This is a genomic window from Ensifer sp. ENS07 (genome assembly GCF_014852185.1).
Taxonomy (GTDB): Bacteria; Pseudomonadota; Alphaproteobacteria; order Rhizobiales; family Rhizobiaceae; genus Ensifer; species Ensifer adhaerens.
Genome location: NZ_JACVBE010000018.1, coordinates 49,119 through 64,185 on the forward strand (window position 1 = coordinate 49,119; position 15,067 = coordinate 64,185).

The 15,067-nt window shown below is 62.0% G+C and carries 16 protein-coding genes; 14 read left to right on the forward strand and 2 right to left on the reverse strand.

The window, feature by feature from the left end:
• The first annotated feature begins 29 nt into the window (after positions 1-29).
• From IB277_RS33765 to IB277_RS33810, 10 genes are all read left to right on the forward strand, one after another.
• Complete coding sequence (locus IB277_RS33765) at positions 30-842, forward strand: pirin family protein (protein ID WP_134886954.1); 813 nt, start codon at positions 30-32, stop codon at positions 840-842.
• Between the two features lie 241 nt (positions 843-1,083).
• The gene (locus tag IB277_RS33770; protein WP_134886956.1) at positions 1,084-2,241 is read left to right on the forward strand and encodes a Gfo/Idh/MocA family protein; all 1,158 of its coding nucleotides are present in this window, start codon (positions 1,084-1,086) and stop codon (positions 2,239-2,241) included.
• A gap of 13 nt (positions 2,242-2,254) precedes the next feature.
• On the forward strand, positions 2,255-3,139 hold the full coding sequence (locus IB277_RS33775) for a carbohydrate ABC transporter permease (RefSeq protein WP_034799524.1): 885 nt from the start codon (positions 2,255-2,257) through the stop codon (positions 3,137-3,139).
• The gene (locus IB277_RS33780) at positions 3,136-3,993 is read left to right on the forward strand and encodes a carbohydrate ABC transporter permease (RefSeq protein WP_034799530.1); all 858 of its coding nucleotides are present in this window, start codon (positions 3,136-3,138) and stop codon (positions 3,991-3,993) included. Before IB277_RS33775 ends, IB277_RS33780 begins: the two co-directional genes overlap by 4 nt.
• Before the next feature lie 38 nt (positions 3,994-4,031).
• On the forward strand, positions 4,032-5,261 hold the full coding sequence (locus IB277_RS33785) for an ABC transporter substrate-binding protein (protein WP_034799533.1): 1,230 nt from the start codon (positions 4,032-4,034) through the stop codon (positions 5,259-5,261).
• 95 nt (positions 5,262-5,356) lie between these two features.
• On the forward strand, positions 5,357-6,490 hold the full coding sequence (locus IB277_RS33790; RefSeq protein WP_192372788.1) for an ABC transporter ATP-binding protein: 1,134 nt from the start codon (positions 5,357-5,359) through the stop codon (positions 6,488-6,490).
• 152 nt (positions 6,491-6,642) lie between these two features.
• On the forward strand, positions 6,643-7,419 hold the full coding sequence (locus IB277_RS33795; RefSeq protein ID WP_060586208.1) for a helix-turn-helix transcriptional regulator: 777 nt from the start codon (positions 6,643-6,645) through the stop codon (positions 7,417-7,419).
• Positions 7,420-7,545: 126 nt separating this feature from the next.
• Positions 7,546-7,941, forward strand: coding sequence for a VOC family protein (locus tag IB277_RS33800; protein ID WP_060601431.1), 396 nt, complete (start codon positions 7,546-7,548; stop codon positions 7,939-7,941).
• Positions 7,942-7,996: 55 nt separating this feature from the next.
• Positions 7,997-8,401, forward strand: a complete 405-nt coding sequence (locus tag IB277_RS39035) for a VOC family protein (protein ID WP_034799545.1) — start codon at positions 7,997-7,999, stop codon at positions 8,399-8,401.
• Positions 8,401-8,754, forward strand: a complete 354-nt coding sequence (locus IB277_RS33810) for a DUF1801 domain-containing protein (RefSeq protein ID WP_200949900.1) — start codon at positions 8,401-8,403, stop codon at positions 8,752-8,754. Before IB277_RS39035 ends, IB277_RS33810 begins: the two co-directional genes overlap by 1 nt.
• Positions 8,755-8,789: 35 nt before the next feature.
• On the opposite strand, the gene IB277_RS33815 is transcribed toward IB277_RS33810, so the two are convergent.
• Both IB277_RS33815 and IB277_RS33820 read right to left on the reverse strand, forming a co-directional pair.
• Entirely contained in the window at positions 8,790-10,265 is a 1,476-nt protein-coding gene (locus IB277_RS33815) for a M81 family metallopeptidase (RefSeq protein WP_060586211.1), read from the reverse strand.
• Positions 10,266-10,387: 122 nt separating this feature from the next.
• Entirely contained in the window at positions 10,388-10,885 is a 498-nt protein-coding gene (locus IB277_RS33820; protein ID WP_192372790.1) for a hypothetical protein, read from the reverse strand.
• Between the two features lie 114 nt (positions 10,886-10,999).
• Here IB277_RS33820 and IB277_RS33825 point away from each other — a divergent pair, with 114 nt between their 5' ends.
• From IB277_RS33825 to IB277_RS33840, 4 genes are all read left to right on the forward strand, one after another.
• Positions 11,000-11,389: a RidA family protein gene (locus IB277_RS33825; protein WP_034799761.1), complete on the forward strand. Its 390-nt coding sequence runs from the start codon at positions 11,000-11,002 to the stop codon at positions 11,387-11,389.
• Positions 11,390-11,461: 72 nt separating this feature from the next.
• A complete protein-coding gene (locus IB277_RS33830) occupies positions 11,462-12,325 on the forward strand; it encodes a MurR/RpiR family transcriptional regulator (RefSeq protein WP_034799558.1) in 864 nt (287 codons plus the stop codon).
• 21 nt (positions 12,326-12,346) lie between these two features.
• On the forward strand, positions 12,347-13,123 hold the full coding sequence (locus IB277_RS33835; RefSeq protein ID WP_034799561.1) for an SDR family oxidoreductase: 777 nt from the start codon (positions 12,347-12,349) through the stop codon (positions 13,121-13,123).
• Between the two features lie 24 nt (positions 13,124-13,147).
• Entirely contained in the window at positions 13,148-15,067 is a 1,920-nt protein-coding gene (locus IB277_RS33840) for a beta-N-acetylhexosaminidase (RefSeq protein WP_034799563.1), read from the forward strand.

A 15,067-nucleotide genomic window follows, 5' to 3' on the forward strand; every position in this document is an offset into this window, starting at 1 on the left:
AACTGCCGTTCCCCGTGTTAGGATGGCCGATGCTCTACCGCGGCGCCAAAAGTCCTATTGTCAGGGACATGGGTGGATTCAAGGTCAGGCTCAACATGCCCGGCTGGCTGTTGCCATGGCCGCGCGACCATGGCTACGGACCGCTCGCGATGGTCGCTGAAACGATATTGGATCCTGGCAGGCTGGTCGCCATGCACGAGCACAGGAACGACGAGATCCTGTCATGGGTGCCGGAAGGGGTCATGCGCCACGACGACCGGGCGACCGGCAGACTGGTCACCGATCGCGCGCATCTGATGGTGATGAACGCCGGGCAAAGCTTCTGGCATTCGGAGGAAACCTTGTCTGGTGATCCTCCGCTGCGCATGCTGCAAATTCTCGTGCGCCCCCACAGCGTCGATCTCCCGCCAAACATTCAGTACGGTCCGATCGAGCCGGCGCCCCTCAATTGCTGGCGGCATCTCGTTGGGGCCGAGGGGGAGGGAGCGCCATTCTACGTGCGCAACGCCATCGATTTCTTCGATCTCAGGCTCGAGGCGACGGCAAAGGTGGCGTTTCCCCGGAAGGAGGGGAGGCACCTTTACTTCTATGTGTTCTCCGGTTCGGTGGAAGTCGGGGGCGTCCGGTTTGACGAGGGAGATCAGGGTCTCCAACGGTCGGACGGACCATTGGACCTCGTCGGCATCGGCAACGCGCTGATCGTCGCGTTCCTGATCGATCCGCGGGCGCCGGCAGCGCGCAAGGGGACGGTCGGCGATCATCCCAAGATCCCGTCACCCGTTCTGGCGCGGACCTTGCTGACACTGCTACGCTTGCGCGATCGTCTCCGACGGAGGAGCTAAGTGGATCAGCGACCCCTCACGCAACGTGCAGTGGTCTGGACCGCTTTCCTCCTGCCGTAGAGTTGCGATGCGTGCACCCTTCTTGGTTGTCTGTAGAATGCCTGCTTTGTCGGCATTTGCCTGAGATATGAAAATGAATTTCACAATTTTACAAAATATGCGGATTTGAGTTGACGGCCTGAAAAAACTGTCCCAGTCTGCGAAAATAAATTACGCCAAAAGGCAGGGGAACAGGACGAGCATGAAAGTTGGCATCATCGGACTCGGATTCCGTTTGGGTTATCTCGGCTATGTCTTCAAGGCCATGGACGAGAGCTTCGCAATCGCCGGATACGTCGATCCGAACCCGGCCGGTCTGGCCACGCTCACCGAAAAAGGCATCTCGCCTGGCAAGGCCTACGCGACGCCCGAAGAACTGATCGCCAACGAGAAGCTCGATCTCCTGATGATCGGCTCGCCCAACCACATGCACCTCGACCACATCCGGATCGGCCTTGAAGCCGGCCTGAAGGTCTTCAGCGAAAAACCGATCGTCACGACGATCCAGGAAAGCCTGGAACTCGCAGCGCTGATGGCGAAGTTTGGCCATGAACGGCTGATGGTCGGTCTCGTGCTGCGCTACGCGCCGATGTACCGCGACCTCCGCCAGGCGCTTGCCGAAGGCAAGCTAGGGCAGGTGGTCTCGATCGAGGCTTCCGAGCATATCGAGCCCTATCATGGCGCCTTCTTCATGCGCGACTGGCGCCGCTACGAGCGCTATTCCGGCAGCTTCATGCTGGAGAAATGCTGCCACGACCTCGACCTCTACAATGGCGTCGTTGGAGCCCGGCCGGAACGCGTCGCAAGCTTTGGCGGCCGCAAGAGCTTCATCCCTGCCAACGACCCGGCCCGCGAAGGCATCAACGACCTCGAACTCTTCCATCGCAAGCCGAGCGGCTGGATGGGGTCCGACAAGGTGTTCGACAGCGACGGCGACATCATCGACTACCAGGTGGCGATCGTCGAATACGCCAACGGCGTCGGCATGAACTTCCACACCAATCTCAACGTGCCGGATCAGTTCCGCCGCTTCTGCATCATGGGCTCGCGCGGCATGGCCGAGGGCGATTTCATCCGCGGTTACTTCGACGTACACGAGATGCTGACCGGCAAGAAGGTCATCGAGAACAAGTACAAGGCCACCGAACTGTCGCAGCACTATGGTGCCGACGAGCAGATGGCAACCGACATCATCGGCCACGTCCGCGACGGCCGACCTCTGCCGGTTTCGACGCGCGATGCGCTGGAAGCCGGCATTCTGGCGCTCTCCATGGACGAGGCTCGGCGCAAGAAGAGCGTCATAGACCTCCGGCCCATATGGGACCGTTTCGACGAAGCCCTGCATTCCCGCGCGGCGTAAGGGGAGGCGACGGATGAGTGTTCAACGCAGCACAGTCATCTTCGCCTGGATCCTGCTTCTTCCTGCTGTCCTTTACGTCACGGTGATCGTCGCCTATCCGCTGGTCGACACCTTCATCCTGTCGTTTACGGACGCGTCGCTGAAGAAGACGACCAATTGGGTCGGCTGGACCAACTACGACAAGATCTTCAACGAGACCTTCGCCGAGGTCATCTTCCGGACCTTCATCTGGACGTTCTTTTCGGTGTCGATCAAGATGATCATCGGCGTTTTCGGCGCAACGATGCTGAACGCGGCCGTTCCCGGCCGGGCGCTTTTCCGTCTGCTCACCATGCCGCCATGGATCGTGCCGATGGCCATCGGCATCTTCATGTGGGGCTGGATGTACAACGGCCAGTTCGGGATGATCTCCGGCGTGCTGCAGAACATGGGGTTGTCGAACGGGCCGATCGCCTTTCTCGCGCGCGGAGAGACTGCCTTCTGGGCGACGATCATCACGGACGTGTGGATCGGCGTGCCGCTGGTGACGCTCTATATGCTGGCAGCCATGCAGGCGATCCCGCAGGATCTCTATGAGGCCGCGTGGACCGATGGGGCAGGGCGTTTCTATCGCTTCCGCCGCATCACGTTGCCTCTGCTCGTGCCGTCGCTGATCACCATGTCGATGCTGTCGCTGATCGCGACCTTCAACTCGTTCGATATCATCTGGATCCTCACCCAGGGTGGACCCAACGGTGAGACGACGACGATGATCATCGACACCTATCGCACCGCGATCGGGTCGAAGAAGTATGGCGAAGGGGCAGCGCGCGCCGTGCTGATCTGCATCTTCCTGTCGATCTTCTGCTTTGCCTATTTCCGGGTGACGAGCCGCCTTTCTCAGGGGGAACAGAAATGAGCCAGCCTGCCCTGATCAATCGCTACCGCTGGTACGAGCTTGTCGGAATCTATGCCGGTATCTTCGTGTTCCTGTGCTTTATCCTGGCGCCCTTCGTCGAGGGCTTTCTGGTGTCGCTGAAGCCGCTCGGGCTGCTGTTCTCGTCACCCTATCGCTTCTGGCCGGAAAACGGCTCGTTCGCCGCCTACTTTACGATGTGGGAGAGCGTGCCGGGCTTTGCCCGCTACATCTTCAATTCCTTCTTCATCTCCACCATCGTCACGGCCATCGTGCTGGTGCTGGTCATACCCGCTGCCTATGCCTTCGCCCGCTTCAACTTCCGTGGCGCCGGCGTGCTTTTGGGGGCATTCCTTGCCGTCAACATGTTTTCGGGCGCGGTGCTGCTGATCCCGCTCTTCCGGCTGATGCGCACCTTCGGCGTCCTCAACACCTATCTGGCCATGATCGTGCCGGGCGTTGCCTTCCTGATCCCGTCGGCGATCTGGCTGTTGCGCACCTACATGATGCGCATCCCGCGTGAACTGGACGAGGCCGCCTTCGTCGACGGAGCCAGCCACTTCTATACGCTGCGCCGGGTGATCCTGCCGATCGCCATGCCCGGCATCACCGTGGTGGCGATCACCACCTTCATCGGCGCCTATGCCCAGCAGTTTATCTACGCGCTGACCTTCAATTCCAAGAGCGAATACATGCCGCTTCCCGTCGGGCTGTTTGCCTATTTCGGACGCCAGGAAGTGGTCTGGAACGAACTGATGGCGGCAAGCTTCGTCGGCATCGCGCCGGCCGTCGTCGTGATCTTCCTCTTGCAACGCTATCTCGTCAGCGGGCTCACCGCGGGCGCGGTGAAACAATAAGACTTAAGTCAACCACCAGAGAACGGGAGCATAAAAACGTGTCTATTCAATTCAAGACGGGGGTGCTCGCCCTTGCCCTGCTCGGCTCGACCGCGCTGGGCGCCGTGACCGCCAAGGCGGCCGACCAGGAGATCAGCTGGATCTACTGCGGCGACACCATGGATGCGGTCCACCAGAAGTACATCAAGCAGTGGGAAGAGAAGAACCCGGGCTGGAAGGTAACGCCTGAAGTCGTCGGCTGGGCCCAGTGCCAGGACAAGGCAACGACCCTTGCCGCCGCCGGCACACCGGTCGCCATGGCCTATGTCGGGTCGCGCACGCTGAAGGAGTTTGCACAGAACGACCTCATCGTTCCGGTGCCGATGACGGACGACGAAAAGAAGACCTACTACCCCAACATCGTCGATACCGTGACCTTCGACGACAACCAGTGGGGCGTTCCGATCGCCTTCTCGACCAAGGCGCTCTACTGGAACAAGGACCTGTTCAAGCAGGCCGGCCTCGATCCGGAAACGCCGCCGAAGACCTGGGCTGAAGAGATCGAATTCGCCAAGACGATCAAGGAAAAGACCGGCATTGCCGGTTACGGCCTGCCGGCCAAGACCTTCGACAACACCATGCACCAGTTCATGCACTGGGTGTACACCAACAACGGCAAGGTCATCGACGGCGACAAGATCGTCATCGACAGCCCGCAGGTGCTCGCAGCGCTGCAGGCCTACAAGGACATCACGCCTTTCTCTGTTGAAGGCGCCACCGCCTACGAACAGAACGAAATCCGCGCCATCTTCCTTGACGGCAAGGTCGGCATGATCCAGGCGGGCTCGGGTGCCGCAACGCGCCTGAAGGAAACCAAGGTCAACTGGGGCGTAGCACCGCTGCCGCTCGGCCCGGAAGCAAAGGGCGAGGGCACGCTGCTCATCACCGACAGCCTGGCGATCTTCAAGGGCTCGGGCGTTGAGGAGAAGGCGATCGAATTCGCCAAGTTCATCACCTCGCCAGGACCGCAGGGCGAATACGAGCTTCAGGGCGGCGCTGGCCTGACGCCGCTGCGTCCGTCGCCGATGGTCGATGAGTTCGTCAAGAAGGATCCCTATTGGAAGCCGTTCATCGACGGCATCACCTATGGTGGTCCCGAGCCGCTCTTTACCGACTACAAGGGCTTCCAGAACGTCATCATCGAGATGGTTCAGTCGGTCGTGACCGGAAAGGCTGAGCCGGCCGACGCCTTGAAGAAGGCGGCTTCCAGCCTCGAAGAGTACAAGTAAGGCCACCGGGGCCGCGCGCCGACAAGATCGGTTCGCGGCCCCACCTAACTCTGCTATAAATGAGCCGCTTCTCGCCGGTGGCCGGAGACAGTTTCTTGGGACAGCTCAATCTCAATCGGGTTCAGAAATTCTACGGGACGTTCGAGGTGCTGAAAAGCATCGATCTCGAAGTCAGGAACGGTGAGTTCGTCGTTTTCGTCGGGCCCTCCGGTTGCGGCAAGTCGACCTTGCTCAGGATGATCGCTGGTCTCGACGAGACCAGCTCGGGGGACATCCTGATCGAGAACAAGCGCGTCAACGATCTGCCGCCGGTCAAGCGCGGGATCGCCATGGTCTTCCAGTCCTACGCGCTCTATCCGCACATGTCGGTCTTCGAGAACATCGCCTTTCCGCTTCGCGTGGAAAAGATGGCCGAGGAGAAATTGAAAGCCAAGGTGGAGCATGCCGCGCGCATCCTGCACCTGGACCAGCGGCTGCAGCAGAAGCCGGGCATGCTTTCGGGCGGCCAGCGCCAACGTGTCGCGATCGGGCGGGCGATCGTGCGCGAGCCGAAGATCTTCCTCTTTGACGAGCCGCTCTCAAACCTCGATGCGGCCCTTCGGGCCGACATGCGCATCGAACTGGCGAAACTGCACCGGCAACTGAAAGCAACGATGATCTACGTCACGCACGACCAGGTCGAAGCGATGACGATGGCGGACCGGATCGTCGTTCTCAATGCCGGTGAGATTGCCCAGACCGGCGCGCCGCTCGAGCTCTACCACAAGCCGGCCAATACGTTCGTTGCCGGCTTCATCGGCAACCCGAAGATGAACTTCCTGCCGGTCACCTGCAAGGGCGTCAGCGATGCCGGCGTCGAGGTCGACTACAAGGGGCAGACGGCGGTCATCCCCGTCACCCCGCAAAGCGGCCTTGCCGGGCGCACGCTGACGCTTGGCGTGCGGCCGGAGCACATCATGCTCGGGTCCGGCGACCTGACGCTCAAGGTGACGCCAACGGTCATCGAACGGCTCGGCGCCCATACGGTCGCCTATGCGGCGGTCGGTGGTGAGGGCGAGAACTTCTGTGCCATGCTGCCGGGAACAGCAGCTGTGCGACCGGAGGAGACCATCCAGACAGGCATCAAGGCAGCCGATTGCCACCTGTTCGACGAGGCTGGCCTCGCGCTCGAACGTCGCGTCGAGTTGACCGACATCGATATGGGCGTGCTCGACCCCGCGGCTGCCTGACGTCGTCGAAGCCAGGATCATGGTCTCGGCCAATCAGGGCGCGGCCAGTGTTTGGCCGTTGTGGCTGGATATCCGGCAGCTCTACCTGTAAGGATTGCCGGTCGCCGACGCCCTCTATTCAAAGGCGATCAAGCGCACTTGGATAGAGTATCATGACGCTTGGCCGTTATACGGAACTTCCCCATCTGGCCGACGCCAATGCCGGGATCGAAGCCGTCTGGGCGTCTGTCAGTCGCAACGAGGGCAGCTACCGGGTCCTGCCGGATGGGCGATGCGACATCATCCTCCGATTTACGCTGAACGCCCTGCCACTCTGCGAGCTGACGCCGATCGTGACCGGTCCAACCACGGGCTATTACGATGTTCCGCTGGAACCCGGCGCCGCCTTCGTCGGCGTGCGCCTGCGGCCTGGCCATTTCCAGAGAATTCTGGGCCTGGAGCCGATCCGGTTGCACGGTGACGCCCTGATCGGCGCAGCGGCTCTGGGTCAATGGCCCGACATGGCCGCCCTTTGCGTGCCGGCATCGGACCAGCAGGAGCTTGCCGGCCGCCTGGTGCGGTTTGTCCGCAAGCGTGATGCCGAGAGCGACTTTGAGGTGGCGCCGCTCGGCCGCAACATCATAAGCGCGCTGCACGCCTCCGGCGGGCGGCTGCGCATCGCCGAGCTTGCCGCGATGCACGGTGTCTCCGAGCGCACCGCCAGGCGCATTCTCCTTCGCGCAACTGGGCTCACGCCGAAGGCGTTTGCCGCCATCATCCAGTTTCATCGTGCATTGCGGCTGTTGCGGGATCACTATCTCAGTCCTGCGGATGCCGCGTTCGAAGCCGGTTTCGCCGACCAATCCCACATGACCCGCGTCTTCCGGCGCCTGGGCGGGTTCTCGCCGGCGCGCTTGCCCGAAGTCACACTGGTGACGATCTCGGACTGATGTCCGAATTGTTCAAGATCAGAGCCTGGCAATGAATGATGATCGCCCGCAACCCTTCGCGCTGCTTCGGGTAGCGCGCTTAGCGCGTTGCCGACTTCGGCGGCGAGTAACCCTTGGAGACGAACCATGGCCGTCCGTTTCGGATACACAATCCTCTATGTTCCCGATGTGCCGGCAACGGTCTCGTTTTATGAGGCTGCCTTTGGTCTGAAGCGCAGGTTCGTACACGAAAGCAGCCTCTATGCGGAGATGGAGACGGGTGTGACGGCTCTGGCCTTTGCCAGCGAAACCATGGCGGAGCTGAATGGTCTTGCTGTTCGCGCGAACCGCAGGAGCGATCTTGCCGCCGCGTTCGAAATCGCGCTGGTCTGCTCTGCACCGCACGAGGCCTATGAAAAGGCTGTTTCGGCCGGAGCATCGCCGGTGAAGCCGCCGGAAGAAAAGCCGTGGGGGCAAGTGGTCGGCTATGTTCGCGATCTCAACGGCTGCCTTGTCGAACTCTGTTCCGCCACGCCCGCCTAGCCGCCCGGCCCGACCACGCAACCCACGAACGCCATGACTCAGGAGGAGCCCACCTGTGCGCCCGACCACTGCCTCGCCCTGCATCACGACCACCCAGATTGCCGCGTCGCGAGACTTCTATCAGACATATTTCGCCGCACGGCTGACGTTTGACTGCAGCTGGTACATCAGCCTGGAACTCGGCCAAGGCCTGTCCCTCCAGTTCATGGAACCGCAACAGGGGCAGCCTGTGTGCAACACCGAAGGCCTCACCTACAATTTCTGCGTCGCAGACGTCGACGGCGAGTATAACCGGATCAGGGCAGCAGGCCTTGCCCCGGCGTTGCCGATCGAGGATCACCCATGGGGAGATCGTGGCTTCGCCGTAAAGGATCCGAACGGTGTCCTGCTCTATATCTACTCAAATCGCGAACCCGCGCCGGAGTTCAAGCCGTTTGTCATCGCTTCGGGTGCGGCATGATGGATGACCGGATCCAGACCCTTCTGCGGGAGATCGAGCTTCATCGCGGCGATCAGTTCGTGATCGTCACCCGACTACGGGAAATCGCGCTTGCCTCGGGCCCTGCAGTCACCGAAGAGGTAAAGTATGGCGGCATCCTGTTTTCGTCCAAGGACAGCTTCTGCGGCGTCTTTTCCTACGCCCAACACGTGACGCTGGAGTTTAGCCGGGGCGCCGCTTTGCCCGATCCACATGCCGTCCTGGAGGGTTCAGGCAAGCTTCGCCGCCACATCAAGCTCCTGGGCCCGGCGGATATAGATGAGAAACAAGTCGCGCTATACATCAAGATGGCTCGCGAGGCTGCCGATCGCTGAAGGGTCGGTTGCGCCCGGCGACGGTGCCGCAAACCTCAGGCCGCGCCCTTCTCGGTTCCGTGCGGGTTGTCGACCTTCGGCCAGATGTTCTTCGGCGCGCGCTTGTAGTCGGTCTTGGCGGGATTGTTCGGGTAAGGCGTGCCGGCCGAACAATAGAGGATTTCGGACGCGATCTTGGAGAACGAGGCGTAGAAGTGGTTGGTCGACTTGATGACCAGGATCTTCTTGCTTGTCGGGTCGATGCCCATCACCGAAAACAGGCTTGGATCGAAGCTCTGCGCGCGGGTCGAGTTGAGGATGATGTCGATGCCTTTGAAGCGAATGTGGGCCGCATCGCCGAAGGGGGCGAAGCTCTCGCCGAAGCGCATCTCGGCGTCGCGCACCAGCTTGACCACCTTGACCGTGCCATCGACCGGATTGCCGGTTCCCGGCGCCGACTTGGCGCCGAAGCGCAAGGGGATGTCGGCGCCTTCGCCGGCCGCCATGCAGATCTGCACCGCCATCGGGTCCCAGATCGTGCCGACCGCAACGTCGGTTGCGCCGCGAGCCAGCAGTTCTTCGAGCAGAACTGTCGCGTCGCCGGCCGTACCACCGCCCGGGTTGTCCCAGACATCGGCGATGACGACGGGACCTTTGGTTGCTGCGAGTGCCTCATCGACCGCCTGCCTCTCGTCGATCTGCGGCATGATGAAGGTGCCGCGGTGGGAGAAGAGTTCCAGACCCAATTCCCGTGCGAGGCTCGCGCCTTTCTCCGGCTTGCCGTCGGTGACGGCGAGCAGCTTCGTTCCCATTTCCGGGACGTCGCCGGCCATGAAGCCGTGGATCACGGAGAGCGAAAGCACGTCTGCGTCTTCCTTCTCGATCCGCATCAGCTTGTCGACGAAGGAGCGCATCGGATCGCGAGATGTCGGGTAGACGTCGATCATCCGACAGTCGAAGATCGACATGACGGGCGTGATGCGGCCTTCGAGCGTGTCGACAGCGATCTTCCAGAGGTCCTCCGCGCGGTCGACGAAGTCGGTGTGCGGGAATTCCTTGAAGTAGACGAAGAAGTTCGATGCGGCGGCGCGGTTGGCCGTCAGGTGGCTGTGGGGATCAAGCTCGGCGCAGACGAGGATATCGGGACCGACGATCGCACGGACGCGCGTCAGCAGGTCGCCTTCGGGGTCTTCGTAGCCGTCGGCGACCATGGCGCCGTGCAGGCCGAGCACCACGGCATCGACGGGCATGGCGGCGCGCAACTGGCCGAGGATCTCGTCGCGCAGGCACTCATAGGTCTCGCGGTTGACGAGGCCAGCCGGGTCCGCCCAGGTCGCGGTTCCCTCGATCAGTTCCCAGCCCTTCTCAACGCAGACGCGCCGGCCGACGGTGATCGGCGCCGTGCAAAGCGTCGGTGTTTCCGGGTGTTCTCCCGGCGGGGCGTAGAGCGAGGCTTCGAAGGCCCGGCGGTCGATGCAGATCGGGGAGAAGGTATTGGTCTCGGTCGCAAGCGCCGCTGTGAAGATCCGCAATGCCGTTGCCTTTTCTATTGCGTCACGCCTGCAGCGCCGCTCATCCGGCCGGATGTGCTAAGGTCGCTGCGGGCTCTAAGTCTGGCGCATGATTTTTCCCGGATGCATGGCGATCCAGGAAACTACGCGGAAGCCGCGCCCATCGGGTTCGGCAGGTAGCCGGTAAAGCCGGCAATCTTCCAGCGTCCTTCGTGCAGACGGCAGTAATAGACCGTCTGCCATTTCAGGATGTCGACGCTGCCGTCCGTCTTCTTCAGGCTGCCATCGAACTTCTTGTGCGCCAACGCCTGGTCACCGTTGATCTCGATGTCCTCGAGCGTCGTCGTGGTGAAGATCGCCGTGCGCGGGTCTTCGGCGAAGCTCTGTGTCGCGAAATCCTGCGCCTGGCGCAGCCACTCTTCGCGATAGGCGGCCAGCGACGGGAAGGTCAGCCGCCAATTGTCCGGATTGGTTTCGCGGCGGCCGTCGATGCCGATGAAGCTCTCCCCGACGAAATCGTCTGCAACCATCGACCAGTCGGCTGCCAGAAAGGCAGTGATGTCGCGGGAGACCAGCATCTCCCAGATCGAGTGGCGTGCAGCATCGGAAGAGGGGAATGGATTGAGAAAAGGATCCCGCATATTCGCGCCCTGGATTGAAATTCTTTTCATGAATGGCGTTTTTCGCTAGCCAAATTCGGCTTTCTATGGTCACTTGTCAACGATCAAAGAAAATAATTTGCAAGAAGGCTCATGATGACGATCAAGCGCTATGGTGCGGAACAGGTCGGCGCTGGCGGCAAACCTTTGCCCTTCGCGCGCGCTGTCGAGGCGGACGGCTGGCTCTATGTCTCTGGTCAGGTTGCCATGGAAAACGGCGAGATCATCGAGGGCGGGATCATCCCCCAGACCCACAAGACGATCGCCAATGTGATGGCCATCCTGACGGAAGCCGGCTACGGTCCGGAGCATGTGGTTCGTTGCGGCGTCTGGCTCGACGATCCCAGGGATTTCTGGACATTCAACAAGATCTACCAGGAGTATTTCGGTGCTCATCCGCCGGCGCGGGCCTGCGTCCAGTCGTCGATGATGGTCGATTGCAAGGTCGAGATCGACTGCGTCGCCTATAAGCCGAAAGAAGGCTGATCCTGGAGCGGGAGCGGTTTTCTGCCCGCATCCCGCTCTCACTCGTGATCCGAAGCAAGGCATAAGCGGGCGATGGACATCTTCGCGACATTGCAGGAAGAAAAGGGGCGGCTCTCCCAGTCGGAAAACCGCATCGCCGATATTCTCCTGAACGATTTCGAGTTCGCGGTAAACGCCTCCATCATCGAGCTCGCGAGCAAGGCGGACGTTTCGCCGCCGACCGTCACCCGCTTCTGTCGGCGGTTGGGTTGTGACAGCTTCTCCGACTTCAAGGTGCAGCTCGCGCGGACCGCCTATATCGGCATGCGCTACCTGAAGCCCGAGCCGAAGAGCCGGGAGACCGGCGATGTCGCCCAGGACATCATCACCAAGTCGCAGAACGCGCTGTTTCTTCTGCATCGCTCGCTCGATCTCGCCGCGATCGAGCAGGCGGTCGAGCGGATTGCCTCAGCGGAAATGATCTACGCCTTTGGTTCCGGCGGCAATTCGTCGATGATCGCCGGCGAGCTTCAAAACCGGCTCTTTCGTTTCGGCCTGCGCATCACATCGAGCTCGGATCACAGCATGCAGTTGATGATGACGGCGGCGGCCCGGCCGACGGACGTGCTGATCGGCTCCTCCTTTTCCGGCCGCAACGCCGAACTCGTGCGCGCCTTCACGCTTGCGCGCGAACTGAAAGTGCCGACCATCGCGCTGACGCAGAGCGGCAGCCCGGTGGCCACCGCTGCCAGCATCACCGTTCCGGTCGATCTGCCCGAGGGCAACAATATCTACCGCCCCACCTCCACCCGCATCGCCTATCTGGCGCTGCTCGACATCCTCTCCAGTCTCGTCGCTTATCGGGTTCAGCCGCAGGCGACAGCCACACTTCGGCGCATCAAACAGCAGCTGGTGACCCACCGCGACGGTGACGACCGCCAGTTGCTCGGAGACTGACGTGCCGCGAAAGGTCAACGCATGACGCAATCTCTCGCGATCGTCACCGGCGCCGCCGGCGATATCGGCCGTGCTATCGCCCGCAAGCTTGCCGACGACCATGACGTGGTTCTGCTCGTCGACATCGATGCGGAGGCCGCCGAAAAGGCAGCGCGGGCGCTTGGCGACGGCAAGCGCTTCGTCGCAGTCGCCTGTGACGTCACCAATGCCGAAAGCGTGGCGGCGATGGCAGCGAAGGCCGCAGAGAAGGGCGCTGTCCGCACCCTCGTCAACAATGCTGGTGCTGCCCGTGCCGTCAGCCTGCACGACACGACGCCGGAGATCTGGCGCATGGACAATGCGCTGAACCTCGAGGCGGCCTTCCTCACTTTTCGCGCCGTCGAGGACATGCTGAAAGAGACCCACGGCTCGGTCGTCAACATCGCCTCGGTCAACGGCATGAACGTCTTCGGCCATCCGGCCTATAGCGCCGCCAAGGCCGGGCTCCTGCACCTGACCCGGCTGATTGCGGTCGAATACGGCAAGTTCGGCATCCGCTCGAATGCGGTGGCACCCGGCACGGTTCGCACCCAGGCCTGGGAGGCGAGGGCGGCATCGAACCCGGATGTCTTCGAAGAGGCGCGCCGCTGGTATCCGCTGCAGCGCATCGTCAATCCGGATGACGTCGCCAATGCCGTGCATTTTCTCGCAGGCCCGCTCGCGGCCGCCATTTCGGGCGTCTGCCTGCCTGTCGATTGCGGCCTGACCGCCGGACAGGCTGAGTTGGCCCGCACGTTCTCGCAATCAAACCACTACTGACATAGAGCATTCTGGAGGAAGAGCATGCACCCGGTTTCCTACCGTCTCGAGGCGTCCTGGCAGCCGGATGGCGGGCCGTTCGGGCGGTTTACCTTCACGCTGTTCAATTTCTCCGGCGCGCCACTTTCCGGCTTCAGGATCGTCTACACCTCGCTCACCCGGGTGATCGATCCCAAGGCCTGCGACAATGCCGTGTTCCTGCGCCGTAACGCCAATTTTCACGAATTCGCGCCGCCTGCGGGGCTGACGATCGAAAACGGCGGGAGCTGGACCTTCACCGTCAGCGGCCTGCACCGCAACGCGCGCCACTGCACCGACGGTGCCAAGTCCGCCTATCTGACGCTTGCCGATGGTGGTCACGTGCCGGTCGCTGTCTCCGATCTGTTGCTTGAAAATGCCGTCAGTGAACCGCCGCCGGTGCGGCTACCGGACGGCAAGCTCGATCAGCCCTATGCGTTGCAGCCCTGGCCAGCGAAGCTTGAGCTTCGTCCTGGAGACGGTTTTCCAGTGGTGCTCTATCCGGCGGTCGGCTCGACGGGCGAGGATGTCGCTGCCATCGATACGGTTCTGGCGATGTACCATCGGCTGTTCCCTGCGGGCCACGCCCCCTTCAGCCTGGCAGCCTCGAAGCAGGGGCGGGCGATTGTCTTTACCGCCGACGCTGGTCTTAAGGCTGAGGCCTATCGGCTCGACCTCTCTGAGACCGAAATCCGGCTTAGCTTTGGCGGCAGCGCCGGCCGGCAATATGGTTTGACCAGTCTGGCCCAGCTTCTGGATGGGGCACGCAACCATCCGGAAAAGTTCCGCTTTCCGGCGAGCGGCAAAATTTCGGATGCGCCGCGTTACAGCTGGCGCGGTTGCCATCTCGACGTCTCCCGCCAGTTCTACCCGACGGCGGATGTGGCGCGGCTGATTGACATTCTCGCCTGGTTCAAGCTCAACGTTTTCCACTGGCACCTGACCGACGACGAGGCCTGGCGCCTGGAGATCAAGGCCTACCCGCAGCTGACGACGCTTGGCGTCCTGCGCGGGCCGGATGAGCCGCTTCTGCCGCAGCTTGGTAATGGCGCTGAGCCTGTCGGCGGCTTCTACAGCCAAGCGGACGTGAGGGCGATCGTCGCGCAGGCGACGGCGCTGCATGTCGATGTCGTGCCGGAGATCGATATCCCTGGCCATAGCACGGCGACCTTGGTGGCGCTGCCGGATCTGACAGACGGTCAGGAGGCCCCGGAGAGCTACCATTCGGTTCAGGGCTATCCCAATAACGCGCTCAACCCGGCCGTTGCCTTTACCTACGAGTTTCTGGAGAAGGTCCTCGACGAAATGGTCGAGCTTTTCCCGAGCGCCTACATCCATATCGGCGGCGACGAAGTGGCGAACGGTTCTTGGCTCGCTTCGCCGCTGGCCAAGAAGCTGATGGAGCAGGAGGGCATCTCCGGCACCTTCGCGCTGCAGTCCTATTTCCTGAAGCGGGTGAAGCAGATGTTGACGGCGCGTGGCCGCAAGCTCGCCGGCTGGAACGAAGTGGCGCATGGCGGCGGTGTCTCGACCGAAGATACGCTGCTGATGGCCTGGGAGCGGCCGGAGGTCGGCATCGAGCTCGCCCGCGAAGGCTATGACGTGGTGATGACCCCCGGCCAGGCCTATTACCTCGACATGGCGCAGGCCGATGCTTGGCAGGAGCCAGGTGCAAGCTGGGCCGGCACGGCGACACCCGCCCACACCTACGGCTACGAGGCCGAGGGCGAATTCCCGGACGAGCTGAAGGCCCGCCTCAGAGGCGTGCAGGCGTGCATCTGGTCCGAGCATTATCTTTCGCGCGGCTACTTCAACCGGCTCGTCTTCCCGCGGCTTCCGGCGATCGCCGAGGCGGCATGGACACCGAAGTCGGCGAAGGACTGGCTGCGCTTTGCGGCCATCGCGCCGCTCAGCCCGAACCTCTGA

Excerpts from the sequence above, each read along its gene's own strand:
- IB277_RS33765 (WP_134886954.1), top strand. The coding sequence starts at position 30 with ATGCTCTACCGCGGCGCCAAAAGTCCTATTGTCAGGGACATGGGTGGA.
- IB277_RS33770 (WP_134886956.1), top strand. The coding sequence starts at position 1,084 with ATGAAAGTTGGCATCATCGGACTCGGATTCCGTTTGGGTTATCTCGGC.
- IB277_RS33775 (WP_034799524.1), top strand. The coding sequence starts at position 2,255 with ATGAGTGTTCAACGCAGCACAGTCATCTTCGCCTGGATCCTGCTTCTT.
- IB277_RS33780 (WP_034799530.1), top strand. The coding sequence starts at position 3,136 with ATGAGCCAGCCTGCCCTGATCAATCGCTACCGCTGGTACGAGCTTGTC.
- IB277_RS33795 (WP_060586208.1), top strand. The coding sequence starts at position 6,643 with ATGACGCTTGGCCGTTATACGGAACTTCCCCATCTGGCCGACGCCAAT.
- IB277_RS33800 (WP_060601431.1), top strand. The coding sequence starts at position 7,546 with ATGGCCGTCCGTTTCGGATACACAATCCTCTATGTTCCCGATGTGCCG.
- IB277_RS33810 (WP_200949900.1), top strand. The coding sequence starts at position 8,401 with ATGGATGACCGGATCCAGACCCTTCTGCGGGAGATCGAGCTTCATCGC.
- IB277_RS33820 (WP_192372790.1), bottom strand. The coding sequence starts at position 10,885 with ATGCGGGATCCTTTTCTCAATCCATTCCCCTCTTCCGATGCTGCACGC.
- IB277_RS33825 (WP_034799761.1), top strand. The coding sequence starts at position 11,000 with ATGACGATCAAGCGCTATGGTGCGGAACAGGTCGGCGCTGGCGGCAAA.
- IB277_RS33830 (WP_034799558.1), top strand. The coding sequence starts at position 11,462 with ATGGACATCTTCGCGACATTGCAGGAAGAAAAGGGGCGGCTCTCCCAG.
- IB277_RS33835 (WP_034799561.1), top strand. The coding sequence starts at position 12,347 with ATGACGCAATCTCTCGCGATCGTCACCGGCGCCGCCGGCGATATCGGC.
- IB277_RS33840 (WP_034799563.1), top strand. The coding sequence starts at position 13,148 with ATGCACCCGGTTTCCTACCGTCTCGAGGCGTCCTGGCAGCCGGATGGC.